Genomic DNA, 25169 nt, shown 5'->3' with positions numbered 1-25169 from the left:
TAGGTGATTTCGGCAAAGATTTCTAGGAACCCATGCCCTGGTAGCGGCGCAGCGCTGCGGCCCGCTCGACGCTGTGGTCGACGATCTGTTCCGGATATCCTTGTGGCCGTACGCCTTTGCGCAAATGAACGTCCTCGGCAGTGTTCAACTCGGGGATCCAGCGCCGGATGTAATCGCCTGCGGGATCAAACTTTTCGCCCTGGGTGATCGGGTTGAACACCCGGAAGTACGGCGCGGCGTCGGTGCCGCACCCCGCGCACCACTGCCAGCCGTGCTGGTTGCTGGCCATGTCGCCGTCGGTGAGTTGATCCAGGAACCATTCGGCACCCCACTGCCACGGCAGATGCAGGTCCTTGACCAGAAACGATGCGACGATCATCCGCACCCGGTTGTGCATGAAGCCGGTCTCGCGCAGCTGGCGCATCCCGGCGTCGACGATCGGAAACCCGGTTTCACCGGCCTTCCAGGCTGCGAACCGACGTTGGGCGCCCGCACCCGTATCGGTCTCGATGCTGTCGAAGTCGCTGTTCCAGTTGCTCCAGGCGCTGGCCGGCCAGTAATGCAGCACCCCGGCATAGAAGTCGCGAAAGGCCAACTCTCGCAGGTATGTTTGCGGCCCTTCCGCACGCAAGTTCATCGCCGCAAGCATGGTTCGGGGGTGAATGGTGCCGAACTTCAGGTGCGCCGACATCCCGCTGGTGCCCGGAAGGTCGGGCCGGTCACGGTCCCTGGCGTAACGGTCCAGCCCGTCGCCGACGAACTGTTCCCATCGCGAAAGTGCCGCCGCTTCACCGGCATCGAAGCCGAGCTTGATGCCGGGGTCGGGGATCTTGCACTGCCTGACCACGCGAACCGGATCGAGCCAGCGTGCCGAATCGGCGCCGGATGCCGCGGGTTTGCGCCAGCCGACTTCACGCCACTTCCGCAGAAACGGCGTGAATACCTTGTAGGGTTCGCCGTCGTCCTTGGTGACGCGGCCCGGCGAAACCAGGTACGGCGATCCCGTTGCCACCAAAGGCACCGAACCCAGTGCCGCACGGACCTTTTCGTCACGGCGTTTTCCGTACGGCGCGAAATCCTCCGAGACGTGCACTGCCGTCGCGTCAATCTTGTTGGCAATGAGGGGAATCTGCTCTTCCGCGTGCCCGCGGGTCACCAGCAGGCGGCCATTCAGGTCGTCGTGCAGCTGCCGCAGCGTGTCACCCAGAAACTGCAGGCGGCGCCGGCCCGACGATTTCTCGAGCCGGGGGTCGAGCACGAAGCAGGCGAGTACGTCCTGGCTTTCGGCCGCGGCGAGCAGCGCGGGATGATCGCGCAATCGCAGATCGCGGCGAAACCACAAGAGCGCGGGCATTATTGGTCGCGGCGGTTGAGTCGCCAAATATGGGTGGACAGCACGGTGGCGAAGGCGCACCACAATGGGTAGGGCGCGAGCGCCGCTGCGGCGCGGGGATCGGCCGCGGCGGCCCGGCGGGCAAGGTCGGCGCTGCTGACAGTGAGCGCGGCCGCACCGAGCGCGGCCGCCCCGAGCTTGTGGAAATGGAAAAACAGCCAACTCCATCCGGCGTTGAGCAGCAGGTTGACGGTCAATGCCGCGGCATAGCCGCGCGCCTTATCGTGCTGTCCCGCGGCGCGGAATTTGTCCAACGTCACCGCGGAGGTGGTCGCGATGTCGGCGTACAGGGCGGTCCAGACAACGGGGAAGGCCACGCCGGGCGGCTGGTAGGCAGGTTTGCGCAGTCGCATGTACCAGGCGGGCACGCGTCGGGGGCTGGCGATGCTTCCGGTTCCTGCGGCCACGGCCACGGCGAGCGTCGTCGCGGCGAGAGTCGAGCGCTTCACAGCCTGCTCCGTTCCTGTTGTATCGGGTTATCCTGCAGTTCAACGTCTTTGGCGTCGACCGGGTTGGCGGGCCACCAGATGCGATCGCCGATCAGGGCGAACAGTGCGGGTATGACCAGGGTGCGCACAATGAAGGTGTCGAGCAGAATTCCCAGGCCGACGATGATGCCGAGCTGGGTCATCACGATCAGCGGCAAGACGCCCAGTACGCAGAAGACCGCCGCCAAAACGATTCCCGCACTGGTGATCACGCCCCCGGTGGCAGAGACCGCGCGGATCATGCCGTCGCGCGCTCCGTGTCGCGTCGCCTCTTCACGGGCACGGGTGACCAGGAAGATGGTGTAGTCCACGCCGAGAGCGGCCAGGAACAGGAACGCGAACAGCGGAGTGCTGTTGTCCAGCGCCGGAAATCCGAAGACGTGCAAGCTGGTCCAGCCACCGAGACCGAGCGCGGCCAGCGCGCCGAGAATCGTCGCCGACAGCAGGTTGGGCGGCGCGAGTGCCGAGCGGAGCAACACGAACAGGACAACGAGAATCACGGCGAGGATCGCCGGGATCAGCATCAGCCGGTCGTGCACTGCGGCATCGCGAACGTCGAGTGCCTGGGCGTCGGGACCGCCGACCAGCGCGCGCGGGGAGGAGGATTTCGTCGAATTGCGTAGCGCGGCAATGGTGGTGAATGCGCGATCCGACGCCGGTGCGGCATCGGTCACCACCGACCATTTCGTCAGTCCGGATGCCGACTGGCCCGCGTCGGTCACCGAGACCACCCCGGGGGTGGCGGCGATCGCTGTTCGCACCTGCGACGCGGCAGCGGTGGGCGCGACGACCAGCGTGGGATTGGCCAGCCCGGCGGGAAAGTGCGCGGCCACCACGTCGGAGCCGGACACCGAATCTGCTTGCACCCGAAACTGTTCGGTCTGCGACAACCCGATTCGAGTCCCCAATAGGCCGCTGGCCAGTGCCGCCAGCACCGCGATCGAGACCACGGCGACGAGGGCCGGACGACGGGCCACCTGTTCGGCGACCCGGTGCCAGGCACCGGAATCGAGGGTGGCGGCGCCGTCGGGCTCAGGCACCAGCGGCCAAAACAGTCGCCGGCCGCACAACGCGAGCAGTGGTGGCAGCACCACCAAGACGGACACCGCGGCGACCACCAGTCCACACGCCGCCAGCGCTCCCAAACTGCGGGTGCTGGGCGTCGACGCGAAAAGCAGGGTGAGCAACGCCAGCACCACCGTGGCATTGCTCGCGACGATGGCCGGTCCGGCCCTGCGCACCGCGAGGCGCAACGCGTCGCGGTGGTCGGTGTGACTCCGAAGTTCTTGTCGGTAGCGGGAAATCAGCAGCAGCGCGTAGTTGGTGCCGGCTCCGAACACCAGCACGCTGGTGATCCCGGAGGTCGCGCCGTCGAAGCTCAGCCCGGTCAGTGACGCCACCGCGGTGCCCACCGCCGCCGCGACCCGGTCGGCGAAGCCGATCACCAGCAACGGTGCCAGCCACAGCACCGGCGAGCGGTAGGTGGCGATCAGCAACAGCGCCACCACGGACGCGGTGACGGCCAGCAGCGTGATGTTGGCATCGGTGAACGCGTTGGCGATATCGGCGCCGAATGCCGGGCCGCCGGTGATCTGTGCCTGTAGATCCGCGGGCAGGCCGGCATGGGCGGCGGTGCGCAGCGCGGCGACTCCGTCGTTGAGCACCATGCCGGACAGGTCGGCACGGATAGGCACCACACCGATGGCCGCCTTGCCGTCCGCCGACACCATCGGCGGCTGCGGGTTGGTCGCCGCGAAGGGCGCGACGACCCCCTGCATCCGGTCGCGGGCCGCTTGGGTCGCGGCCACGTCGGCGGAATCCAGCGGTACCCCGTCGGCGCGGCTCACCACCAAAAGCACCGGAACCTGATCGCCCCCGGAAAATTGGCGGGCCAAGGCGTCGACCTTCGCGGAGTCGGAGTCGTCGGGCACCGACAGCGGCGCCCGGCCGGCCGACGCGTTTGCGCCGATCAACACGATGAAGCCGATGCCCAGCAGGACCGCGGCCAATCCGGGCCGCCACGAACGCCGGCCCGTCACGGCTGCGGCCAGACTCTCCCACATCACGACACCAGCTTTTCCACCATTTCAGTCAATTAAACATTAAACAACTGAAATGACCGGCCGGTGTAGATATGCTGCTGACCGGTATGAACGCTGACCAACAACCCTCCGGCCGGCAGGCTCTGGAGTCGCTGATGTCGGCCGATCTGCGCGAGATGTCAACCGAATCGGACCAGATCGGCCGACTGTTCGCGGCATCTCACGACGTGCGGCCCACCGATTTCCGTGCGCTGCTGCACATCATGGTGGCCGAAACCAGCGGGCGGCCGATGACGTCGGGGGACCTCAGCCAACGGATGGGGCTGTCGGGTGCCGCGATCACCTATCTGGTGGACCGGCTGATCGGGTCCGGCCATATCTGGCGCGACTCGCATCCCAAGGACCGGCGCAAAGTCCTCCTGCGCTTCTCCGAGCCCGGCCTCGACACGGCGCGGTTGTTCTTCACCCCGCTGGGCGCACACGTCCGCGAGGCCATGCGGGAGCTGCCCGACGCCGATCTCGCGGCCGCTCATCGGGTGTTCGCCGCGCTGATCGCCGCCATGCAACGCTTCCAGGGCGAATTGGGCGGTCCCGGGCGGTGATTCGCGGCAACCGGCGGGCTCACCGCGGGGTGCGCCCGAGCAGGTGACGCAGGGCCGCATCCAGGTCGGGTTGGCGGAACCGGTGGCCCGCCGCGCCGAGCCGTTGCGGGGTGACGCGCTGACTGGCGCAAGCCAGTTCGCGGGCACCCTGAGCGCCGAGCAATAGCCGGGGCCCCAGCGGCGGAACGGGCAGCACCGCCGGCCGGCGCAGCACGTGGGCCAGCGTGCGGGTGTATTCGGTGTTGCGAACCGGTTGCGGGGCAACGGCATTCACCGGACCGGACATCGTGGTGTCCCACAGCGCCCGGTGATAGATGTCGATCAGGTCGTCAATCCCTATCCAGGACAACCACTGTCGGCCATCGCCGAGCCGGCCGCCCAGTCCCGCGCTGAACAGCGGACGCATCAGCTTCAGCGTGCCGCCGCGGGGGGATTGCACGATGCCGGTGCGCACCTGCACCACCCGCCCCCCGGCCTGCGCGGCCGGCGCGGTCGCATCCTCCCAGTCCGCGACGACGTCGGCCAGAAACCCGTCGCCGCGCTCGCTGGCCTCGGTGAGTTCCTCGTCGCCGCGGTCGTATCCGTAGTAGCCGACGGCCGAGGCCGAGATCAGCACCGAAGGCCGGTCAGGCGTGCTGGCTACCAGTTCGGCCAGCCGACGGGTCGGGCCAATCCGGCTGTCGCGCACCGCCTTCCGGTGTCGGTCGGTGAACCGGCCGGCAATCGAGGCGCCGGCCAGATGTATGACCGCATCGACCCCGGCGAGCAGATCCGGGTCGGGATCGTCGGGATTCCACCGACGTTCGTCGCTGCCGCGTGCGGTGCGGCGAACCAGGTGGACGACGCGATGTCCGCCGGTGGACAAAAACGCCGACACCGCCGCACCGACCAGTCCCGACGACCCGGTGACCGCCACGGTCAACGGGGCCAGACCGTGCTCTGCCGCCAGCTGGTGGGCGGCCAAATCGTCGGCCAGCTGGCGGTGCCGATAGACGAACATCGGGCGCAACGCGGCACCGGGCACCGGCGTTTGGACCCGGTCGATCACCTCGGTCCGGTTGCCGCCGAGGTCGTCGAATTCGTGGACGTGTCGCCACCGCACGGCGATGCGGGCCGGCAGCGAGGCCAGCCCGGCACTGCCGATGGTGTCGACGAAGCGCCGCGGCGGGTCGTAGCCGTCGGCCTGGTGCTCGGCCACCCAGCGCAGCCCGCCCGGGAGGGCGAGTTCGGCCCGCCCGTCTCGTAGCGACGAGGCCTCGGTGACCAGCCGCATCGGCGACCAGGGCGGCGACAGCCGCTCGAAAGCACCCGGGCGTGCATACCAGGCGAACACGTCGTCGCGCGGCGCATCGACCACGCTCGAAAATTCCAGTCCCATCGTTCGATATGTACCCCATGACGACGAGAGCATGCCTTGTGCCGTGGTGGGTAAAGAGAATGCATGAGTATTCATGGCGGACTGCGGTCCCTGCTCGACGCCGCCCTCGACCGGTCAATCGTCGGAGGCTATACCCGCATCGGCTATCAACTGCGCAGCCGGGGATGGCCCGACGACCCGCCGCCGCAGGCGCTGAAGGGAAAGACCGCGCTCGTCACCGGCGCGAACCGCGGCATCGGCAAAGCGATTGCGACGGGCCTGGCGCGGTTGGGCGCCACGGTCCTGTTGACGGTCCGCGACGAGATCAGCGGTGAGCAGGCCCGCAAGGAGATCGTCGACGCCAACCCCGAGGCCGACGTGCAGGTGGAGGTGTGCGACGTATCCGACCTCGCGGCGGTGCGTGCCTTTGCGGCCGACTTGTCCGCCAGGGTGTGGCAATTGGATGTGCTGATCCACAACGCCGGGGTGTTGCCGTCCGAGCGGACCGAGACCGTCGACCGGCACGAGGTGACCCTGGCCACGCATGTGCTGGGTCCGGTGCTGTTGACCGAGTGCCTGCTTCCGGTGCTGCGCGGCGCCGAGGACCCGCGGGTGATCCTGATGTCCTCGGGCGGGATGTACGCCCAGTCGCTGCCCACCGACGACCCCGAATACTTCGACGAGCCTTACCGCGGTGTCACCGCGTATGCGCGGACCAAGCGCATGCAGGTGGCGCTGACCCCGATCCTGGCCCGCCACTGGGCCGACGACGGCATCCGCGTCTGCGCCATGCACCCCGGGTGGGCCGATACTCCCGGGGTGGCGACGTCGCTCCCCGCTTTCCGGGCGCTCACCGGCCCGCTGTTGCGCACCCCCGAACAGGCGGCCGACACTGCCATCTGGCTGGCCGCGACCGAACCGGCGCCACCCGGCGGCGGTTTCTGGCATGACCGGCGGCCCCGCCCGGAGCACTATCTGCCGATGACGAGGCACGGCGAGCGGGAGCGCGAACGACTCTGGCGCTACTGCGCCCATTCGGTCGGCATCGACGACGCGTGAGGCTCAGCGGTCGGGCAGCGCGTGCTCGGTGATCGGCAGCCGGGGCAGCTGCTGTCGCTCGCCGCGCTTGGCCGCCAGATACACCTGCGCGGTCTGGCTCGCGACCGTCTGCCAATCGAAGTCCGAGGTGAGCCGTTCGCGGGCGGCGTTGGCCCGCTGCTGCGCGGCGTCCGGATCATCGAGCACGGTGCGCACCGCCGCGGCGAGGCCGGCCACGTCGCGCGGCGGACACGACACCCCGGTCTGCCCGTTGATCACCGCCTCGCCCAAGCCGCCGATGTTGGACGTCACCAGCGGGGTACCGGCCGCGGCGGCCTCGAGTGCTACCAGCCCGAACGGCTCGTAGTGACTGGGGAACACCGCGGCGTCGGCCCGATGCAGCGCCGCCAACAGTTCGTCATGGTGCAGGTGCCCGACGAAGCGAGTTGCCTTGAGTACCCGGTGTTTACGGGCCTGCTCGACGAGCCAGTCCTGCTGGGTTCCGTCGCCGGCGATGGTCAACGTGGTGCCCGGGTTGGTGCGCCTGATCCGCGGTAGCGCGGCGATCAGGTCGTGCACACCCTTCTCGTACTCGAGGCGCCCGACGTAAAGGAGTTCGGCGGGCCCGGTCCGGGGACGCCGCGGCGCGAACGGCCAGCGGGCCGCCTCGATTCCGTTGCGGATCACCGTGGTTTCGGCCAGGCCGGGGCCGAACAGTTCGGTGATCTCGTCGCTCATCGACGCCGAACACGTGATCAGCGAATCGGATTCACGCACCAGCCATGATTCGACCGCGTGCACCTGACGGCTGATCGCGCCGGACACCCAGCCCGAATGCCGGCCGGCTTCGGTCGCGTGGATCGTGGAAACCATTGGCACGTCATAGTATTGGGCGAGCGTGATCGCGGGGTGGGCGACCAGCCAATCGTGGGCGTGCACGACGTCGGGCCGCCAGGACCGGTCGGTGCCGTATCTCTTGAGCGGCAGCCCGGCGCGAATCATCGCGTGCCCCATCGCCAGGGTCCAGGCCATCATGTCGGTGCCGAAACCGAATTCGTGCGGATCCTGGGCGGCGGCGATCACCCGCACACCCTCGCTGATCTCGTCGGACGACGGGTGCGTGCTGGGGTCGGTGCCGGTCGGGCGGCGCGACAGCACGACCACCTGGTGGCCGGCGGCGGCGAGTGCGGTCGACAGGTGATGCACGTGGCGGCCCAGCCCGCCGATCACGACCGGCGGGTACTCCCACGACACCATCAGGATTTTCATCGGGGCAGCCTTCGGGCATCCAGGGCGCCGAACAGGCCGTCGGCGCGGCCCCACCCGTCGGCCAGCCGCTGCGCGGTGTCGCGCCGGCCCGAGGCCAGTGCCCCGGCGATCTCGCGGGTGGCGTGCGCGTGCAGATGGGCGCGGTAGCGCGCGTAATCGGCGGCCGAGTCCTTGCTGACCATGAACGGCCAGTCGCTGGACACGGTCAGCAGGGTCTCGCGCAGGATCTGGTCGGCTACGCGATCGCGCGGGGTGGGCCCGTCGGAGTTCTGCGACAGCGCCTTGTCGACGGTGCTCAGCGCGGTGTCGACGACCTCGGTGTTGAGCTGGACCAGGTCGGCCACCTTCTCGCCGGCCCACACCTGCCAGTCCTTGCCCGAGCCCCACGAGCTGGGCGGCAGCGCGACCGACTCGCCGACGAATCCGCCGGACCGCGCGTCGCGCAGCGTGCCCACTCGCACGCCGGCGGCGGGCAGCGCCCGCAGCACCCGCGCCAGCCAGGTCGGGCCTTCGTACCACCAGTGGCCGAACAGTTCGGTGTCGAAGGCCGCGATCACGTGCGCCGGGCGCCCGATGCGCTCGGACTCGCTCAACAGCCGGCTGCGCACGACGTCGACGAAGTCGGCGACGTGGACATCGACGGCACGGTCGGCGCGCTCGGGGTCGTACGGCGCCTTGGCCTCCGAGGACACGTTGCGGCCCGTGACTCGCGCCGGCTTGAGCCCGGTGAGGTGGTCGTAGGTGTGGAAGTCGCGGTACGCGGCGTGCCCGGGGTAGCCGGATTTCGGCGACCACACCCGGTAGCTGACCTGCAGGTCGCGCCCGAAGGCCACCACGTCGGTGTCGCCGACGGGCCGGCCCAGCGCGGTGTCGCCGTGCAGCGACGGGCCGTCGACCATGAAGTGGGTGATCCCCGCCGCGGCGTAGTCGTGTTCCAGCCCCGGGGCGTAGGCGCACTCGGGCGCCCAGATGCCGCCGGGGCGATGCGCCAGCCGCAGGTGCGCGTCGGCCAGGCCTTCACGCAGCGCGAATTCGCGCAGCCGCGGGGCGAGCAGCGGCTGGAAGGGGTGGGCCAGTGGGCCGCCGAGCAGTTCCACGGTCCCGGCGTCGATCAGGCTGCGCAGCAGCGGGCTGCCGCCGTGTTGCCACAGGGTGGCGAAGTCGTCGAGTGCCTGGTCGGCCTCCGCGCATTCGCGAACTCCGAACTCCCGCAACGCTTCCGGCGTGCAGGATTGGTAGCCGGCCGACTTCGATTTGGGAATCGACCGCACGCTGGCGGCCTCGGCCGCCCGCAGCCGCCAGTTCGCCAGCCAGTGCTGCATGCCGTCGAGGCAGTACGGGTCGTCGAGCTGGGCGTTGACCACCGGGGTGACCCCCAGCGTGATCAGCCGGTGGCGATCCTCGTCGGCCAATGTGCGCAGCACCCGCAGCAGCGGCAGGTAGGCCGCGGCCCAGGATTGGTAGAGCCATTCCTCGCCGACCGGCCAGCGGCCATGGTGGGCCAGCCAGGGCAGGTGGGTGTGCAGCACCAGCGTGAACATGCCGGGCACCGGTGTCGCGGAATCACTCACGGCCGCACCGCGATCGCGATCAGATCCAGGCTGTCATCGATGTTGCGGTCGCCGGCTGCGACCAGGTCGAAGTCGTCGATGGTGACCGCGGCGACGTCGGCGGCCAGCTGCGGCGGCCACGGCACTCCCTCGTCGCCGGCCACCGCCAATGCGATCTGCGCGTCGATGATCGAACCGCCGTGACGCAAATCCATCTCGCGCAGCCGTGCGCCGTGGAACAGCCCGCTGACCGACACCCGGGTGAACCCGGCGTCGACCAGCAGCTCGGTCAGCTCGTCGGCGTTCAATTCCCGGGTGTGAAACGGGTTGATCGGGGTGTCGCGGCCCGGGGAGAAGGTGATCCGGTTGGGCGTGGACATCATCAGCAACCCCGACGGCCGCAGCACCCGGGCGCATTCCTTGACGAATTGGGCCTGGTCCCACAGGTGCTCGATGACCTGGAAATTCACCACGACGTCCATCGAGGCGTCCGGCAGCGGCAGCTCGGCCAGGTTGGCCTGCATGACCTCCACCCGCGGGTAGCGGCCCCGGACATGGGCCACCGCCGCCTCGTCGTAATCCACCGCGACGACCCGCCGAGCGGTGCCGGCGATCAAATCGGCACCGTAACCTTCGCCACATCCGGCCTCGAGCACGTCACGGCCCACACAATGGGTAGCCAGTCGCTGGTACACCACTTGATGGCGGCGGAACCAGTAGTTCTCGATGTCCAGGTCAGGGATCGTGCGCTCGCCCGTCAGCGTCAACACCGCATCGACCGCCGGTGAACTGCGGTCGGAGGTGCCGTGGGGAACGTCGGGGACGAATGCGCTCATTGCATAGGGAGGCTAACGCGAAGTGTCGGATTCGCGAACCGTTGCGCGGGTAGCCCCCGCTCGCGGGGGGAGGCGGGCCTGCAAGAACCCGCAGTACGACCCGCTATGGTGTGATGGCAGGCCGCACAAAGTTACCCAGTAGTAACACGACCGTGCGCTGCAAAACGCGTACTGAAAGTCTCGTGGCTGGCTGCTGCGAGACTCCTTCAAGGAGGACGAACCACACTCATGACGAACATCGTGGTCCTGATCAAGCAGGTCCCAGACACCTGGTCGGAGCGCAAGCTGACTGACGGCGACTGGACGCTGGACCGAGAGGCCGCCGACGCGGTGCTGGACGAGATCAATGAGCGCGCCGTCGAAGAGGCCCTGCAAATCCGTGAGCGCGAAGGCGGCGAGGGCTCGGTGACCGTGCTGACCGCCGGTCCCGAACGCGCCACCGAGGCCATTCGCAAGGCCCTGTCGATGGGGGCGGACAAGGCCGTTCACCTCAAGGACGAAGGCCTGCACGGCTCGGACGTGGTCCAGACCGGATGGGCGCTGGCCCGTGCGCTGGGCACCATCGAGGGCACCGAGCTGGTCATCGCCGGTAACGAGGCCACCGACGGCACCGGCGGTGCGGTCCCGGCCATTATCGCCGAGTACCTGGGTCTGCCGCAGCTGACCCACCTGCGCAAGCTGTCGCTCGAGGGCGACAAGGTCACCGGCGAGCGCGAGACCGACGACGGCGTGTTCACGCTCGAGGCCACGCTGCCCGCGGTGGTCAGCGTCACCGAGAAGATCAACGAGCCGCGCTTCCCGTCCTTCAAGGGCATCATGGCCGCCAAGAAGAAAGAGGTCACGGTGCTGACCCTGGCCGAGATCGGCGTCGAAGGCGACGAGGTCGGCCTGGCCAACGCCGGGTCGACCGTGCTGGCTTCGACACCGAAGCCGCCGAAGACCGCGGGTGAGAAGGTCACCGACGAAGGTGAAGGCGGCAACGAGATCGCCAAGTACCTGGTCGGCCAGAAAATCATCTAACCCAGTTCCCTTAAGACGAGAAGAGCGAGATAACCCATGGCTGAAGTATTGGTGCTCGTTGAGCACGCTGAAGGCGCGGTGAAGAAAGTCACCGCCGAATTGATCACTGCCGCGCGCGCTTTGGGCGAGCCGTCCGCCGTCGTCGTCGGCGCGCCGGGCACGGCCGCGCCGCTGGCCGACGCACTGAAGGAAGCCGGCGCCGCCAAGATCTATGTCGCCGAGTCCGACGACGTCGACAAGTACCTGGTCACCCCGGTCGTCGACGTGCTGGCCTCGCTGGTCGAATCTGCTTCTCCGGCAGCGGTTTTGCTGGCGGCCAACGCCGACGGCAAAGAGGTCGCCGGCCGGCTCGCGGCCCGGCTCGGCTCCGGCCTGCTGGTCGACGTGGTCGACGTCAAAGAGGGCAACAAGGCCATCCACTCCATCTTCGGTGGCGCGTTCACCGTCGAGGCGCAGGCCAACGGTGACACCCCGGTGATCACCGTGCGGGCCGGCGCGATCGACGCGGAGCCGTCCGCGGGTGCGGGTGAAGAGGTTAGCGTCGAGGTGCCGGCTCCCGCCGAGAACGCCACCAAGATCACCGCTCGCGAGCCCGCCGTCGCAGGCGACCGCCCGGAGCTGACCGAGGCCACCATCGTGGTCTCCGGTGGCCGCGGCGTCGGCAGCGCGGAGAACTTCAATGTGGTTGAGGCGCTGGCGGACTCGCTGGGTGCGGCCGTCGGTGCATCGCGTGCCGCCGTCGACTCCGGCTACTACCCGGGCCAGTTCCAGGTCGGCCAGACCGGTAAGACGGTCTCGCCCCAGCTCTACATCGCGCTGGGCATCTCGGGCGCGATCCAGCACCGGGCGGGCATGCAGACCTCGAAGACCATCGTCGCGGTCAACAAGGACGAAGAGGCGCCCATCTTCGAGATCGCCGACTACGGCGTGGTGGGCGACCTGTTCAAGGTTGCCCCGCAGCTGACCGACGCGGTCAAGGCTCGCAAGGGCTGATTCGGCTCAACGCAAACGCCCCCGCGCGCACGTCGCGTCGGGGGCTTTTGCGTCGTGTGGCCGTCGGTCAGTCGGCTACCGCTTCGTCGGCGATGTTGGCGTTGACCCAGTCGATGACCTCGCGCACGGTGTCGATCGGCGTCTCGGGGTCTTTCAGCCGCATCTTGAGGTGACTTTCCAGGGTGGCGACGAGTTCCATCTTGCGGGGCGAGTCGTAGCCGAGGTCGTCGACGAGATGCGAGTCGGTGCCCACCGGCGCCATCCGGTCCGGCGCCAGCCGGGTGATGATCGAGACGACGGAATCATTCACGCTACTCACAGTGCACCGACCTCTCCGAACATTTCTTTGGCTGCGACGTGGCGGATCTTGCCCGACGGTGTCCTCGGAACCATGCCCCTGCCGACCAGCAGCACCGTCGGGCTCAATCCCGTTGCGCTGCGTACCTTCCGGCCGATCTGGCGGCGGATCTCGTGGGCGCCGTCGCCCGGATCCTCCTGGACCGTCTCGGCGACGATCCGGATCTCCTCGCGCTGATCGGCGAGCGTGACCCCGAACGCGACGACCCCGCCGGTCCTGATGCCGTCGACCGAGGCGGCCAGTCGCTCGATGTCGGACGGGAAGATGTTGCGGCCGGCGACGATGATGACGTTCTTGCGGCGCCCGCACACCACGATTTCTCCGTCGTCGGTCAGGTAGCCGAGGTCGCCGGTGTAGAACCAGCCGTACGCGTCGACGGCGGTCACCGCACCGTCGGTGGTGAGGTAGTGCCGCGTCACCGCGTCGCCGCGGATGGCGACCTCACCCAGGTGCCGCGCCGGCCGGGTGCCCCGGTCCTCGTCGGCGATGCGCACCTCAACCCCGGACATCGGACGCCCCAGCACGACGAATTCCTTTTTCGCCGCGCCGCATGCGCACCCGGTGACCGCGCGGCCCTGGTTCTCCAGTTCGTCGGCGCACACGTTCTCGACCGCGAGCGGCCGATCCACGCGGGAGAACGACACCGCCACCGTCGCCTCGGCGAGGCCGTACGCCGCGCCGATCGCCGAAACCCGCATGCCGAAGCGCGCGGCCTGCTGGGCGAACTCGTACATCGTGAGCGGGTCGATGGGCTCGGCGCCCGAGACTACGCAGCGCAGCGCGCTCAGGTCGTAGGCGCCGTCGCTGACCGCCCGGAGCCGGCGGCTGACGATCGAGTACGCGAAATTGGGCGCCGCCGTGACGGTGGCCCGTTGCTCGGTCAGGATTTGCAGCCAGGCCAACGGCGACTTCACGAACTCGGTGGGCGGGATGTAGACCGCCGCATTGCCGGCGAACATCGGCGACAGCAGGTAGGCGATCAGGCCCATGTCGTGCGAGAGCGGGAGCCAGCTCATCGTGACGTCGACGCTCGCGTCCAGGCCGACTTCGGCCACCATGGCCGCGATGTCGGCGTACAGGTTGCGGTGCGTGATCGCCACGGCCTTGGGGTCTCCGGTCGATCCGGAGGTGAGCTGGTAGATCGCGACATCGTCCTCGTCGGTCGGCTCGTCTTCCGTGTCGGCGCCGGTCCACGTCTCGGGCACCTCGATGACGCGGTATCCGGAGGCGCGCAGCGCCTCGGCGACGGCGACGAACGGCCGTCCCACCAGGACGCACTGCGCGCCGAGCAACCTCAGCGCGCGCAGGGTGCCGTCGTGCCACTCGCTGAGGTCGGCTTGCGACGTGGGCTGCTGCAGCATCGTCATCGCCGCACCCCGCCTCCAGATGCCCTGGACGACGGGTGCGACATCTTCGGCGTTGGCGGCCAGCACGCCCACCCTGCTGCCGCGCGCGACCCCCTCGGCAGCCAGCCGGCCCGCGACTTTGCCCGCCGTCTCATAAATGTCGTGCCAGCCGGTGAAATGCAGATTGCCGGCGGTGCCAAAGCGCAAGCCTAGGCTGGAATCCGCGGCCACCTTCGCGATGCGGTCAGTGAATCTACTCATAGCCGTGCGGTGTCCTATCTCGGGTCGATCAATCAAAACGGCTGGGCACCAATAACATTCGAGAATCGACCGTTAATCGTCGCTGGCGGCATGCACGGCCGAGGCGATGACATCGACGGCTCGCTCGATCTGCGCGGGCGAGTGCGTGGCGCAAACGCAGCAGCGCATCAGGGCGTCGTTCTCACCGACCGCGGGTGCAACCGCCAGTGAGCAGAAGACGCCATTGTCGAACGCGTCGTTCCACGCCTCGATCGCCCGCGCCTCCGGGCCGATCCACACCGAAACATGCGGGGCCACTACGTCTGAGCCGTCGGCGCGCACGATTCCCGCCCGCACCTGTAGCCCGTGCGACACCAGGCCGTCGCGCAGGGCGCGGGCGTTGGCCAGGACCGCTTCCGCGCGCTGGGATCCCTCGAGGCTGCGAATGATCTCAATCCCGGCGATGCTCGCCGCCATCGCCGCCGGCGCCCCGGTGGCGGTGAACATGTGCTGGCTGGAACGCAATCTGAGCACATCGATCAGGTCGTGCGATCCGACGATGAAGCCACCGGTGGAGGCGATCGCTTTCGACATGCTGCCCATCAACACGTCGACGTCCTTGGCGCAGCCGAACTCCTCGGCGATCCCGGTTCGGTTCGCCCCGAAGACGCCAAGGCTGTGCGCCTCGTCGACGTAGAGGGCGACGTTGTATTTGTTGGCCAGCGCGACAATGCGTTCCATCGGTGCCACGTCGCCCTGCATCGAGTAGAGGCCGTCGATCACGATCAACTTCGTACCGCCGCGCTCGGCCGTGCGGATCAGGTTGCGTTCCAGTGAATCCAGGTCGTTGTGCGCGAAGTACCGCGAGCTGGCGCCCGAGAGCCGGATCCCGTCGTGCAGCGACATGTGCGCCTCGCTGTCGGGAAACGCGAGATCGGCCGCACCCAATAGGGCAGTGATCGCACCGACATTCGCCAAATAGCCGCTGTTGAAGACCAGCGCCGCCTCGGTTCCGTACCAGTCGGCCAACAACTCTTCGAGTTCGACCTTCACCCGGAGGGTGCCGCAGTGTGGCGGCGCACCCCCACAGGCCGGCCCATAGAGCTCGGTCGCCCGGTTGGCCGCCTCGACCAATCGCCGATCGCCGCACAGGCCCAGAGAATTGTTCGACCCGAACATGATTCGGGTCTTTCCTTCGATGACGGCCGTCGGTCCGGGAGCGGATTCGACAGTCCTGAAGAACGGCAGTCTATTGCAGGCGGCATAGAAGCGCAGGCTGGCCAATCGGCTATCTTGTAGCGCCCGCGCTTGGATATTCAGCTTCGAGGTCTGCAGCACGCCTACATCAAACATGGCGCCCCGGGCTGGGGCATCTTATTCGCTCTAAATTGGCGAGCACGTTAATAGCGATCAACGTGCGGGGGTTTATTGCGTTGCCGCTCTTATGAATACGGGGACCAAACCCGCTTAGCCATAGATTGTGTTGACGTTATCTCGGGGGTATTACGTACGCGCCAGCGTCGGCGTTATGTTCGCCACACTTCACCGCGGGAACACATTTCGTCATCTTGCGTGCACCGACACGTCATAGCTTCGATGCCGATTCGCTCCTCGATTGCGCCACGTTGTTCCCCATGAGCATTGCTTCTGTCCTGATACCGAGTGATAAGCCGGACGGAGCTGCGACCAGCTCCTCTGGGCCGCGTTACTCGTTGTTGCTGTCCACCGACCCCAGTTTGGTCGAGGCGGCGCAGCGGCTCCGGTACGACGTATTCACCAGCACGCCCGGTTTCGCGCTGCCGGAGTCCGGTGCGGGGGACCGCGACGTGGACCGCTTCGACGAGTTCTGCGATCACCTGCTGGTGCGTGACGACGACACCGGCGAACTGGTGGGCTGCTACCGGATGCTGGCGCCATCGGGTGCGATTGCGGCCGGAGGCCTTTACACCGCCACGGAATTCGACCTTCGCGCGCTCGACCCGCTGCGGCCGTCGCTGGTGGAAATGGGCCGCGCCGTGGTCCGCGACGGCCACCGCAACGGTGGCGTCGTGCTGTTGATGTGGGCGGGGATCCTGGCCTACCTGGACCGCTATGGCTACGACTACGTGATCGGGTGTGTGTCGGTGCCGATCGCCGGCGAAAGCGATGACGACGCACCGGGCAGCCAGCTTCGGGGTGTGCGCGATTTCGTCCGGAGCCGGCACGCCGCGCCGCCGGAGTATCGGGTGTACCCGCACCGGCCGGTGGTGCTGGACGGCAAGACGCTCGACGAGATCGCGCCGCCGCCGCGGCCTTCGGTTCCGGCGCTAATGCGCGGTTACCTGCGGCTGGGCGCCAAATCCTGCGGCGAGCCGGCCCTGGACCCCGACTTCGGTGTCGGCGACTTCTGCGTGCTGCTGGACAAAGGCCAGGCCGATACCCGGTATCTGCGACGACTGCGGTCGGTATCGGCGGCTTCGGAGATGGCGGGCGGCGACCGATGAACGCTCCCGCGGTCGCCACCGACCACGCCTGGCTGCCGCGCGCGACGTGCGACAGCACCTGCGTGGGCGCCGCCCCCGCGTCGCCGCGGTGGCTGGTGGTGCTGCGGGTAACGCTTCGTCTGATGTTGGTGCTGCTGTTGGTGCTGGGGGCGCCGTTGGCGCTGGTGCCGGGGCCGGGGCAGATGCGGATTCGACGGTTCTACTGCCAGATGCTGCTGCGGGTTTTCGGGATCCGGATCAGTGTGTCGGGCGCTCCGATCCGGAACCTGCGCGGCGTCCTGGTGGTCGGCCCGCATATGTCCTGGCTGGACGTCTTTGCCCTGGGTGCGGTGCTACCGGGGTGGTACGTCGCCCGCGCTGACATGTTCGGCGAGCTCGCGGCGCGCCTGCTGAAGATCATTCCGATCGAACGGGCCAGCCTGCGGCAGTTGCCCGAGGTGGTGGACACCGTGGCAGAGCGGCTGCGCGCGGGCCAGACCGTGGTGGCCTTTCCGGAGGGCACCACGTGGTGCGGGGTGGCCTGCGGGTCGTTCTACCCGGCGATGTTCCAGGCCGCGATCGACGCCGGTCGCCCGGTCCAGCCGCTTCGGTTGACGTATCACCACGTCGACGGCCTGATTTCGACCGCTCCGGCCTTCGTCGGGGACGACACCTTGTGGGCGGCGATGTGCCGGCTGATCTCCCAGCGCCGCACCCTGGCGCATGTTCACGTGGAGTCTCTGCAGCTGCCGGGCACCGATCGCCGCGCCCTGGCCCGCCGCTGCCAGTCGGCGGTGGGCGTCGGAGTGGCGCAGCGCCCAGGTCAACGCCACGTGCTCGCCGCTTAGGGGTCCCGGCCGGCCCGGTATCCTGGGGCGCGTCATGGTCTACCTCGATCACGCTGCCACCACCCCGATGCACCCTGCCGCCATCGAGGCGATGACGGCCGTGTTCGGCACCGTCGGCAACGCCTCGTCGCTGCACACCAGCGGCCGCACGGCGCGGCGCCGCATCGAGGAGTCCCGCGAGCTGATCGCCGACAAGCTGGGCGCGCGCCCGTCGGAGGTGATTTTCACCGCGGGCGGCACCGAGAGCGACAACCTGGCCGTCAAGGGGATCTACCGCGCCCGCCGCGATGCCGATCCGCGCCGGCTGCGCATCATCACCAGCCAGGTCGAACACCACGCGGTGCTGGATTCGGTCGACTGGCTTGTCGAGCACGAGGGTGCTCAGGTGACCTGGCTGCCCACCGCCACCGACGGCTCGGTGTCGGCGGCGGCACTGCGCGAGACGCTGCAGAGCCACGGTGACGTCGCACTGGTCTCGGTGATGTGGGCCAACAACGAGGTCGGCACCATCATGCCCATCGCCGAACTCGCGGCCGTCGCCGCCGAATTCGGCGTCCCGATGCACAGCGACGCCGTACAGGCGGTCGGGCAGCTGCCCGTCGACTTCACCGCCAGCGGGCTGTCGGCGATGAGCGTTGCGGCGCACAAGTTCGGCGGTCCACAGGCGGTAGGCGCCCTGTTGCTGCGCCGGGACGTGGCCTGTGCGCCGCTGCTGCACGGCGGTGGACAGGAGCGCGACATCCGTTCCGGCACTCCGGATGTCGCCGGTGCCGTCGGAATGGCGGCCGCGATCCGGCTCGCCGTGGACGGCCTGGAGGCCAACAGCGTACGACTGCGCGCGCTCCGCGATCGCCTGGTCGAGGGTGTGCTGGCCGAGATCGACGACGTCCGCGTCAACGGGTCCCGCGAGTCACGGCTTCCGGGTAACGCCCACTTCACCTTTCGCGGCTGCGAAGGTGACGCGCTGTTGATGTTGTTGGATGCCAACGGAATCGAATGTTCGACCGGGTCGGCGTGCACGGCCGGCGTCCCGCAGGCCTCGCACGTGCTGATCGCGATGGGCGCCGACGCCGCCACCGCTCGTGGCTCGCTGCGCCTGTCGTTGGGGCACACCAGTGTTGACGCCGACGTCGACGAGGTGCTGCGGGTGCTGCCCGCCGCCGTGGATCGGGCCAGGCGAGCGGCGCTGGCCGCTGCAGGAGCATCCGGGTGAAAGTTCTTGCCGCGATGAGCGGTGGCGTCGATTCGTCGGTCGCCGCCGCTCGGATGGTCGATGCCGGGCACGATGTGGTCGGCGTGCACCTGGCGCTGTCGTCGGCGCCCGGCACGCTGCGCACCGGCTCGCGGGGCTGCTGCTCGAAAGAAGACGCCTCGGACGCGCGCCGCGTGGCCGATGTCCTCGGAATCCCCTTCTATGTCTGGGATTTCGCGGAGAAGTTCGCCGAAGACGTGATCGACGATTTCGTGTCGTCGTACGCGCGGGGCGAGACGCCCAACCCCTGTGTGCGCTGCAATCAGCGCATCAAGTTCGCGGCGCTTTCCGCGCGTGCCCTGGCATTGGGTTTCGACACGGTCGTCACCGGCCACTACGCCCGGCTGTCGGAAGGCCGGCTGCGCCGCGCCGTCGACCACGACAAGGATCAGTCCTACGTGCTGGCCGTGCTCACCGCAGAGCAGTTGCGCCACGCCGCTTTTCCGATCGGCGACACTCCCAAGCCGCAGATCCGTGCGGAAGCGGCCCGCCGCGGCCTGGCCGTCGCCGACAAGCCGGACAGCCATGACATCTGCTTCATCCCGTCGGGGGACACCCGCGCTTTTCTGGGCGAGCGCATCGCCGTTCGCCGGGGGAACGTCGTCAGTGCCGACGGTGCGGTGCTGGCCAATCACGACGGGGTGCACGGTTTCACGATCGGTCAGCGCAAGGGATTAGGCATCGCCGGTCCCGGGCCGGACGGTCTGCCGCGCTACGTGACGGCCATCGATGCCGACACCGCGACGGTGCACGTGGGCAGTGCCGCGGATCTCGAAGTGCACGCGCTGACGGGACGGGATCCGGTGTTCACCGCCGGAGCCGCCCCGGAGGGTCCGATCGAGTGCGCGGTCCAGGTGCGGGCTCACGGCGAGACCGCGAGTGCGGTGGCCGAATTGATTCGCGGCGAGCTCTGCGTGCGGTTGCGCGTCCCGATACGCGGGGTGGCGCGCGGCCAGACGGTCGTGCTGTACCGCCCGGATTCGGCCGGAGACGAAGTACTCGGCAGCGCCACCATCGCCAGCACGTCGCGCTGATCTTCCGCACTCGGCGGCCGTCGCCGTCGCGTTCCAAGGATTCTCCAAGCGCTTGCGGAGAATATTCGTGTCGACAATCGGGTGACCCCCCGAGCGGGGAAGGAACGAGTGACGATGAACGAGACCCAGATCGCAGCGCATTCAGCGCATTCAGCGCACGCGGTGCAGACAGTGCAGACCAACGGCCTTGCCGTGGCGGCTTTCGTGCTCAGCATCATGGGCATGTACGCCAGCCCGGTCGTGAGCAGCGTTCTCGCCCTCGTCGGTATGTGGCAGGTCAAACACCGTGGGCAGCAGGGTTTTGCGCTGGCGATCGCCGCCCTGACGGTCTCTGCGGCCGTCACCGCCCTGCATGTCGCGATGTGGATCCAGTGCGGCCACCCGAACTTCGAATTGGAGACCACGGCGCACTGGTGACAACGAAAGCCGTTGCCGCACCAGGAATTCCGTGAAAGTAGTTGCTACCGTGGGAAGTTGGCGACGATGTTCGTCATCACGATGTCGGACACCGACTGCGGGAAGCCGCAGAAGGTGACTTCCACCAAGGCCACCGACAGCACCCGGTAGTCGCGGCCGCAGCCGCCCGGCCCCAGGTGCAGCGAGGTGGTATCGGCCTTCCAGTCGCCGACGAACAGCTGGCCGGCCGAGCCGGCGGCGCAGTCGGTGACGGTCGAGACCAGAGCGGTGAAGGCGTGCTGCGCGGTCACGACATCGCGGTAGGCCGCGGCGCCCTCAGAGATCAGCGCGCCGTCGGGCGGGTCCTGAAACGTGGTCTTGTGGAACTCTTCGATCTCGGGCCCAAACGTCGCGGTCTCGGCGAAGATGAAGCGGCAGGCCCGGGGCGTGGTCTCGGCGAGCGTGTCGATGTCGACCGGAGCGCTGCCATCCATCGAGGGAATGATCGTGAGGTGCTCGCCGGCGCCGGTGATCGCACGCATCCGCGACTGGTCCAGCAGAATCGTGTCGACATTGACCCCGTTGACACCCCTGGCGCCGCCGGTAAACCCCGGCAATGCGGTGCCATCCACCACCCGGGTGCACGCCGCAGTCAGCACAACCGCGCCACACATGAGCAGCGGCCACGCGAATCTTGCCTTGCGCCACACCGTTTTGCACCCCTCTAAACCTTTGAGCGTAGCCGCGCCGGCCGGCCACAACACACCCCTGGCCGTCCGGGTCCGATGTGACGTCGAATACGGTTGCCCGGTGAGTGTTTTCGCGACGGCAACCGGAGTGGGTTCGTGGCCCGGCGCCGCGGCGCGGCCGTCGGCGGAGGTCGTCGTCGGTGAGTTGGCGGCCGCGCTGGCTCACGTGGTCGAGCTGCCCGCCAGGGGAGTGGGTGCCGACCTGCTGGGGCGGGCCGGCGCGCTACTGGTCGACGTGGCGATCGACACCGTGCCGCGCGGTTACCGCATCACCGCCCGGCCCGGGGCGGTGACCCGACGGGCCATCAGCTTCCTGGACGAGGACATGGATGCCCTCGAGGAAGCCTGGGAGACGGCCGGCCTGCGCGGCGGCGGACGGGTGGTCAAGGTTCAGGCGCCCGGCCCGATCACACTGGCCGCCGGGCTCGAGCTGCCCAACGGCCACCGGGCCCTCACCGATCCCGGCGCGGTGCGTGACCTGACGGCATCGCTGGCCGAAGGCGTTGCCGCCCATCGTGCGGCGCTGTCGCGCCGCCTCGACACACCGGTGGTGGTGCAATTCGACGAGCCGTCGTTGCCCGCCGCGCTGGCTGGACGGGTTAGCGGGGTCACCGCGCTGAGTCCGGTTGCCGCGCTGGACGAGTCGGTGGCCCGCGCGCTGCTCGACACCTGCGCCGAGACGGTGGGCGCCGAGGTTTTGCTGCACAGCTGCGCGGCCGAATTGCCGTGGGATCTGTTGGTGTGCAGCGCAATTAGCGCGATATCGGTAGACGCCGCAACGCTGCGGGCCGCAGACCTGGACGGGATCGCGGCGTTCGTCGAATCGGGTCGCACCGTGATGCTGGGGATAGTGGCCGCCACGGCCCCGGCTAAGCGGCCGTCCGCCGAGGAGGTGGCCGCCGCCCTCGTCGCGGTGACCGATCGGCTCGGATTCGGCCGCTTGGCGCTGCGCGAGCGCATCGGCGTCACCCCGGCCTGTGGTCTGGCCGCGGCGACGCCGCAGTGGGCCCGCACCGCGATCGAACTGGCCCGCAAGGCCGCCGAGGCGTTCGCCGAGGAACCCGACGCCATCTAGGAACGGTGTCGGAGGGCTTCGATAGCCTGCCAAGGTGAGTTCGCCAGAAGCTGACCCCGTCGCACCCGAGGCTCGGCGGCAATGGCGTGACCTGGCCGACGAGGTACGCGAACACCAGTTCCGCTACTACGTGCGCGATGCGCCGGTCATCTCCGACGCGGATTTCGACGACCTGCTGCGGCGATTGGGCGCGCTCGAGGAGCAGCATCCCGAGCTGCGTACCCCCGATTCGCCGACTCAGCTGGTCGGCGGCGCGGGATTTGCCACCGATTTCACCTCGGCCGAGCACCTGGAACGGATGCTGTCGCTGGACAACGTGTTCAGCACCGAGGAATTCGACGTGTGGGCCGCACGCATCCACGCCGAGGTCGGCAACGACGTGCCCTTCCTGTGTGAACTCAAGATCGACGGCGTCGCGCTGGCTCTGGTCTACCGCGATGGCCGGCTGGTCCGGGCGGCCACCCGGGGTGACGGCCGCACCGGCGAGGACGTCACGAACAATGCGCGCACCATCGAGGACGTCCCGGAACGGCTGACGGCCAGCGACGACTATCCGATCCCCGATGTTCTCGAGGTGCGCGGGGAGGTGTTCTTCCGGATCGCCGACTTCGAAGCGCTCAACGCCGCGCTGGTCGAAGACGGCAAGGTGCCGTTCGCCAACCCGCGCAACAGCGCCGCGGGATCGCTGCGGCAGAAGGATCCCGCGGTGACCGCCCGCCGCAAGCTCCGGATGATCTGCCACGGCGTCGGGCACACCGAAGGATTCCGGCCGGCCTCCCTGCACGACGCCTATCTCGCGCTGGGTGCCTGGGGTCTGCCCGTCTCCGTCCACACCACCCGGGTGGACAACGCCGCCGGTGCGCTGGAGCGGATCGCCTACTGGGGCGAGCACCGCCACGACGTCGATCACGAAATCGACGGTGTGGTCGTCAAAATCGACGACGTCGCACTGCAGCGCCGGCTGGGGTCGACCTCGCGAGCGCCGCGGTGGGCGATCGCGTACAAGTACCCGCCGCAAGAGGTCCAGACCACGCTGCTCGACATCCGGGTCAATGTCGGCCGGACCGGACGCGTGACCCCGTTCGCGGTCTTGACGCCGGTCAAGGTCGCCGGCTCCACGGTCGGGATGGCCACCCTGCACAACGCCGCCGAGGTCAAGCGCAAGGGAGTGCTGATCGGCGACACCGTGGTAATCCGCAAGGCCGGCGACGTGATCCCCGAGGTGCTCGGTCCGGTCGCCGATCTGCGCGACGGCACCGAACACGAATTCGTCATGCCCACCCGGTGTCCCGAGTGCGCCACCCTGCTTGCCCCGGCCAAGGAGGGCGACGCCGACATCCGCTGCCCCAACTCCCGAGCCTGCCCGGCGCAGTTGCGGGAGAGGGTATTTCACGTGGCGGGTCGCGGCGCCTTCGACATCGAAGGTCTGGGTTACGAGGCCGCCACCGCGCTGCTGACCGCCGAAGTGATCTCCGACGAGGGCGACCTGTTCACCCTCGTCGAGGACGACCTGCTGCGCACCGAGCTGTTCACCACCAAGGCCGGCACGCTGTCGGCCAACGGCAAGCGCCTGCTGGCCAACCTCGACAAGGCCAAGGCGCAGCCGCTGTGGCGAGTGCTGGTCGCGCTGTCGATCCGCCATGTCGGGCCGACGGCCGCGCGCGCCCTGGCGACCGAGTTCGGCAGCCTCGACGCGATCACGTCGGCGTCGACGGAGGAACTGGCCGCGGTCGAGGGCGTCGGACCGACCATCGCCGCCGCGGTCACCGAATGGTTCACCGTCGACTGGCACCGCGCGATCGTCGACAAATGGAAAGCGGCCGGCGTGCGGATGGCCGACGAGCGCGACGCCAGCACGCCGCGCACGCTGGCGGGGCGCAGCATCGTGGTCACCGGCTCACTGAACGGGTTTTCCCGCGACGAAGCCAAGGAGGCCATCGTGTCCCGCGGCGGCAAGGCCGCGGGTTCGGTGTCGAAGAACACCGCGTACGTCGTCGCCGGCGATTCGCCGGGTTCGAAATACGACAAAGCGGTCGAATTGGGTGTGCCGATCCTCGACGAGGACGGATTTCGCAAGCTGCTGGCCGACGGCCCGCAGTCGGACAACACAGCCGATTAACAGGGCAGTACTAGTCCGTACTGTGGTTGCGGATCTATGGTGGGCGCTATGACCCAGACGGCCGAGCATTGCACGGAGCCATCGCCATGGTCTCCGCGCGAGGCCGAACTGCTGGCGGTCACGTTGCAGCTCCTGCAGGAACACGGCTATGACCAGTTGACGATCGACGCCGTCGCCGGCGCCGCGCACGCCAGCAAGGCCACGGTGTACCGGCGCTGGCCCTCGAAAGCCGAACTGGTGCTGGCCGCCTTCATCGAGGGCGTCCGCGAGGTCGCGGTCGCGCCGAATACCGGCACCCTGCGCGGCGATTTGATCAATCTCGGCGAAGTCTGCGGCGAACACGGACGCCAGCACGCCAGCACCATCCGCGCGGTGATGGTCGAGGTGTCGCGGCACCCCGCGCTCAACGACGCGCTGCAGGAGCAGTTCCTCAAGCAACGCAAAGCCTTGATCCAGCACGTGCTGCAGCAGGCCGTCGATCGCGGCGAGATCACCCAAGACGTCATCACCGATGAGCTCTGGGACCTGTTGCCCGGCTACCTGATCTTCCGGTCGATCATCCCCGACCGGCCGCCCACCCGCCGCACCGTAGAAGCGCTCGTCGACGGGTTTCTGATCCCGGGTCTGACCAGAAACACCCGGTAACGCCGCAGCCACCTTCGAGTCGGTCGTCCGTCGAGAAATGTGTACGGGCGCGTCTCT

Annotated in this window: 23 protein-coding genes; 12 read left to right on the top strand and 11 right to left on the bottom strand. The window is 68.5% G+C overall.

Annotated features, from left to right (window positions below):
• Nucleotides 1-22: 22 nt before the first annotated feature.
• Genes LMQ14_RS19175 through LMQ14_RS19165 form a run of 3 tightly spaced genes read right to left on the bottom strand, consistent with a single transcriptional unit; the run spans nucleotide 23 to nucleotide 3944 of the window.
• Nucleotides 23-1354 (bottom strand): cryptochrome/photolyase family protein, encoded by a 1332-nt coding sequence (locus tag LMQ14_RS19175; RefSeq protein WP_267731102.1) that lies wholly within the window; start codon nucleotides 1352-1354, stop codon nucleotides 23-25.
• Complete coding sequence (locus LMQ14_RS19170; RefSeq protein ID WP_267731101.1) at nucleotides 1354-1842, bottom strand: TspO/MBR family protein; 489 nt, start codon at nucleotides 1840-1842, stop codon at nucleotides 1354-1356. Before LMQ14_RS19170 ends, LMQ14_RS19175 begins: the two co-directional genes overlap by 1 nt.
• On the bottom strand, nucleotides 1839-3944 hold the full coding sequence (locus LMQ14_RS19165) for an MMPL family transporter (protein ID WP_267735595.1): 2106 nt from the start codon (nucleotides 3942-3944) through the stop codon (nucleotides 1839-1841). The genes LMQ14_RS19170 and LMQ14_RS19165 overlap by 4 nt, the downstream gene beginning before the upstream one ends.
• A gap of 71 nt (nucleotides 3945-4015) precedes the next feature.
• Between LMQ14_RS19165 and LMQ14_RS19160 the strand changes: the two genes are divergently transcribed.
• A complete protein-coding gene (locus LMQ14_RS19160; RefSeq protein ID WP_267731100.1) occupies nucleotides 4016-4525 on the top strand; it encodes a MarR family winged helix-turn-helix transcriptional regulator in 510 nt (169 codons plus the stop codon).
• 19 nt (nucleotides 4526-4544) lie between these two features.
• On the opposite strand, the gene LMQ14_RS19155 is transcribed toward LMQ14_RS19160, so the two are convergent.
• A complete protein-coding gene (locus LMQ14_RS19155) occupies nucleotides 4545-5903 on the bottom strand; it encodes a TIGR01777 family oxidoreductase (RefSeq protein WP_267731099.1) in 1359 nt (452 codons plus the stop codon).
• Nucleotides 5904-5966: 63 nt separating this feature from the next.
• On the opposite strand from LMQ14_RS19155, the gene LMQ14_RS19150 reads away from it, so the two are divergent.
• Nucleotides 5967-6941, top strand: coding sequence for an SDR family NAD(P)-dependent oxidoreductase (locus tag LMQ14_RS19150; RefSeq protein ID WP_267731098.1), 975 nt, complete (start codon nucleotides 5967-5969; stop codon nucleotides 6939-6941).
• 3 nt (nucleotides 6942-6944) lie between these two features.
• Here LMQ14_RS19150 and LMQ14_RS19145 read toward each other — a convergent pair whose 3' ends face one another.
• Genes LMQ14_RS19145 through LMQ14_RS19135 form a run of 3 tightly spaced genes read right to left on the bottom strand, consistent with a single transcriptional unit; the run spans nucleotide 6945 to nucleotide 10575 of the window.
• Nucleotides 6945-8189: a glycosyltransferase family 4 protein gene (locus LMQ14_RS19145; protein ID WP_267731097.1), complete on the bottom strand. Its 1245-nt coding sequence runs from the start codon at nucleotides 8187-8189 to the stop codon at nucleotides 6945-6947.
• Nucleotides 8186-9760 (bottom strand): glycoside hydrolase family 57 protein, encoded by a 1575-nt coding sequence (locus LMQ14_RS19140; RefSeq protein WP_267731096.1) that lies wholly within the window; start codon nucleotides 9758-9760, stop codon nucleotides 8186-8188. Before LMQ14_RS19140 ends, LMQ14_RS19145 begins: the two co-directional genes overlap by 4 nt.
• On the bottom strand, nucleotides 9757-10575 hold the full coding sequence (locus LMQ14_RS19135) for a class I SAM-dependent methyltransferase (protein ID WP_267731095.1): 819 nt from the start codon (nucleotides 10573-10575) through the stop codon (nucleotides 9757-9759). Before LMQ14_RS19135 ends, LMQ14_RS19140 begins: the two co-directional genes overlap by 4 nt.
• Before the next feature lie 228 nt (nucleotides 10576-10803).
• On the opposite strand from LMQ14_RS19135, the gene LMQ14_RS19130 reads away from it, so the two are divergent.
• Together LMQ14_RS19130 and LMQ14_RS19125 are read left to right on the top strand one after the other, a co-directional pair.
• Nucleotides 10804-11595, top strand: coding sequence for an electron transfer flavoprotein subunit beta/FixA family protein (locus tag LMQ14_RS19130; protein ID WP_267731094.1), 792 nt, complete (start codon nucleotides 10804-10806; stop codon nucleotides 11593-11595).
• 36 nt (nucleotides 11596-11631) lie between these two features.
• On the top strand, nucleotides 11632-12588 hold the full coding sequence (locus LMQ14_RS19125) for an electron transfer flavoprotein subunit alpha/FixB family protein (protein WP_267731093.1): 957 nt from the start codon (nucleotides 11632-11634) through the stop codon (nucleotides 12586-12588).
• Nucleotides 12589-12655: 67 nt separating this feature from the next.
• Here LMQ14_RS19125 and LMQ14_RS19120 read toward each other — a convergent pair whose 3' ends face one another.
• The 3 genes from LMQ14_RS19120 to LMQ14_RS19110 all read right to left on the bottom strand — a co-directional run bounded on the left by LMQ14_RS19120 (nucleotide 12656) and on the right by LMQ14_RS19110 (nucleotide 15870).
• Nucleotides 12656-12898 (bottom strand): acyl carrier protein, encoded by a 243-nt coding sequence (locus LMQ14_RS19120; protein WP_267731092.1) that lies wholly within the window; start codon nucleotides 12896-12898, stop codon nucleotides 12656-12658.
• A gap of 5 nt (nucleotides 12899-12903) precedes the next feature.
• Nucleotides 12904-14553: a fatty acyl-AMP ligase gene (locus tag LMQ14_RS19115; protein ID WP_267731091.1), complete on the bottom strand. Its 1650-nt coding sequence runs from the start codon at nucleotides 14551-14553 to the stop codon at nucleotides 12904-12906.
• A gap of 72 nt (nucleotides 14554-14625) precedes the next feature.
• Complete coding sequence (locus tag LMQ14_RS19110; RefSeq protein ID WP_267731090.1) at nucleotides 14626-15870, bottom strand: aminotransferase class I/II-fold pyridoxal phosphate-dependent enzyme; 1245 nt, start codon at nucleotides 15868-15870, stop codon at nucleotides 14626-14628.
• A 296-nt stretch (nucleotides 15871-16166) separates the two neighbouring features.
• On the opposite strand from LMQ14_RS19110, the gene LMQ14_RS19105 reads away from it, so the two are divergent.
• The 5 genes from LMQ14_RS19105 (at nucleotide 16167) to LMQ14_RS19085 (ending at nucleotide 20545) form a co-directional block, all read left to right on the top strand.
• Nucleotides 16167-17015 carry a GNAT family N-acetyltransferase gene (locus LMQ14_RS19105; protein ID WP_267731089.1) on the top strand — a complete coding sequence of 283 codons (849 nt, stop codon included), beginning with the start codon at nucleotides 16167-16169 and terminating at the stop codon, nucleotides 17013-17015.
• Entirely contained in the window at nucleotides 17012-17842 is an 831-nt protein-coding gene (locus LMQ14_RS19100) for a lysophospholipid acyltransferase family protein (RefSeq protein WP_267731088.1), read from the top strand. The genes LMQ14_RS19105 and LMQ14_RS19100 overlap by 4 nt, the downstream gene beginning before the upstream one ends.
• Before the next feature lie 34 nt (nucleotides 17843-17876).
• Nucleotides 17877-19055 carry a cysteine desulfurase family protein gene (locus LMQ14_RS19095; RefSeq protein WP_267731087.1) on the top strand — a complete coding sequence of 393 codons (1179 nt, stop codon included), beginning with the start codon at nucleotides 17877-17879 and terminating at the stop codon, nucleotides 19053-19055.
• Complete coding sequence (gene mnmA / locus LMQ14_RS19090) at nucleotides 19052-20128, top strand: tRNA 2-thiouridine(34) synthase MnmA (RefSeq protein WP_267731086.1); 1077 nt, start codon at nucleotides 19052-19054, stop codon at nucleotides 20126-20128. Before LMQ14_RS19095 ends, mnmA begins: the two co-directional genes overlap by 4 nt.
• A gap of 114 nt (nucleotides 20129-20242) precedes the next feature.
• The gene (locus tag LMQ14_RS19085) at nucleotides 20243-20545 is read left to right on the top strand and encodes a DUF4190 domain-containing protein (RefSeq protein WP_267731085.1); all 303 of its coding nucleotides are present in this window, start codon (nucleotides 20243-20245) and stop codon (nucleotides 20543-20545) included.
• A 44-nt stretch (nucleotides 20546-20589) separates the two neighbouring features.
• Here LMQ14_RS19085 and LMQ14_RS19080 read toward each other — a convergent pair whose 3' ends face one another.
• Nucleotides 20590-21198, bottom strand: a complete 609-nt coding sequence (locus tag LMQ14_RS19080; RefSeq protein WP_267735594.1) for a sensor domain-containing protein — start codon at nucleotides 21196-21198, stop codon at nucleotides 20590-20592.
• A 136-nt stretch (nucleotides 21199-21334) separates the two neighbouring features.
• On the opposite strand from LMQ14_RS19080, the gene LMQ14_RS19075 reads away from it, so the two are divergent.
• From LMQ14_RS19075 to LMQ14_RS19065, 3 genes are read left to right on the top strand one after another with little or no spacing between them, the layout of a single operon-like run.
• Entirely contained in the window at nucleotides 21335-22348 is a 1014-nt protein-coding gene (locus LMQ14_RS19075) for a methionine synthase (protein ID WP_267731084.1), read from the top strand.
• Between the two features lie 34 nt (nucleotides 22349-22382).
• Nucleotides 22383-24467, top strand: coding sequence for an NAD-dependent DNA ligase LigA (gene ligA / locus LMQ14_RS19070; protein ID WP_267731083.1), 2085 nt, complete (start codon nucleotides 22383-22385; stop codon nucleotides 24465-24467).
• Nucleotides 24468-24503: 36 nt separating this feature from the next.
• On the top strand, nucleotides 24504-25112 hold the full coding sequence (locus tag LMQ14_RS19065; protein ID WP_267731082.1) for a TetR/AcrR family transcriptional regulator: 609 nt from the start codon (nucleotides 24504-24506) through the stop codon (nucleotides 25110-25112).
• The last annotated feature ends 57 nt before the right edge of the window (nucleotides 25113-25169 follow it).

This window comes from Mycobacterium sp. Aquia_213 (assembly GCF_026625985.1).
Classification (GTDB): domain Bacteria; phylum Actinomycetota; class Actinomycetes; order Mycobacteriales; family Mycobacteriaceae; genus Mycobacterium.
The sequence above is the reverse complement of the archived record's forward strand: the minus strand, read 5'-3'. Positions and strand labels throughout refer to the sequence as shown.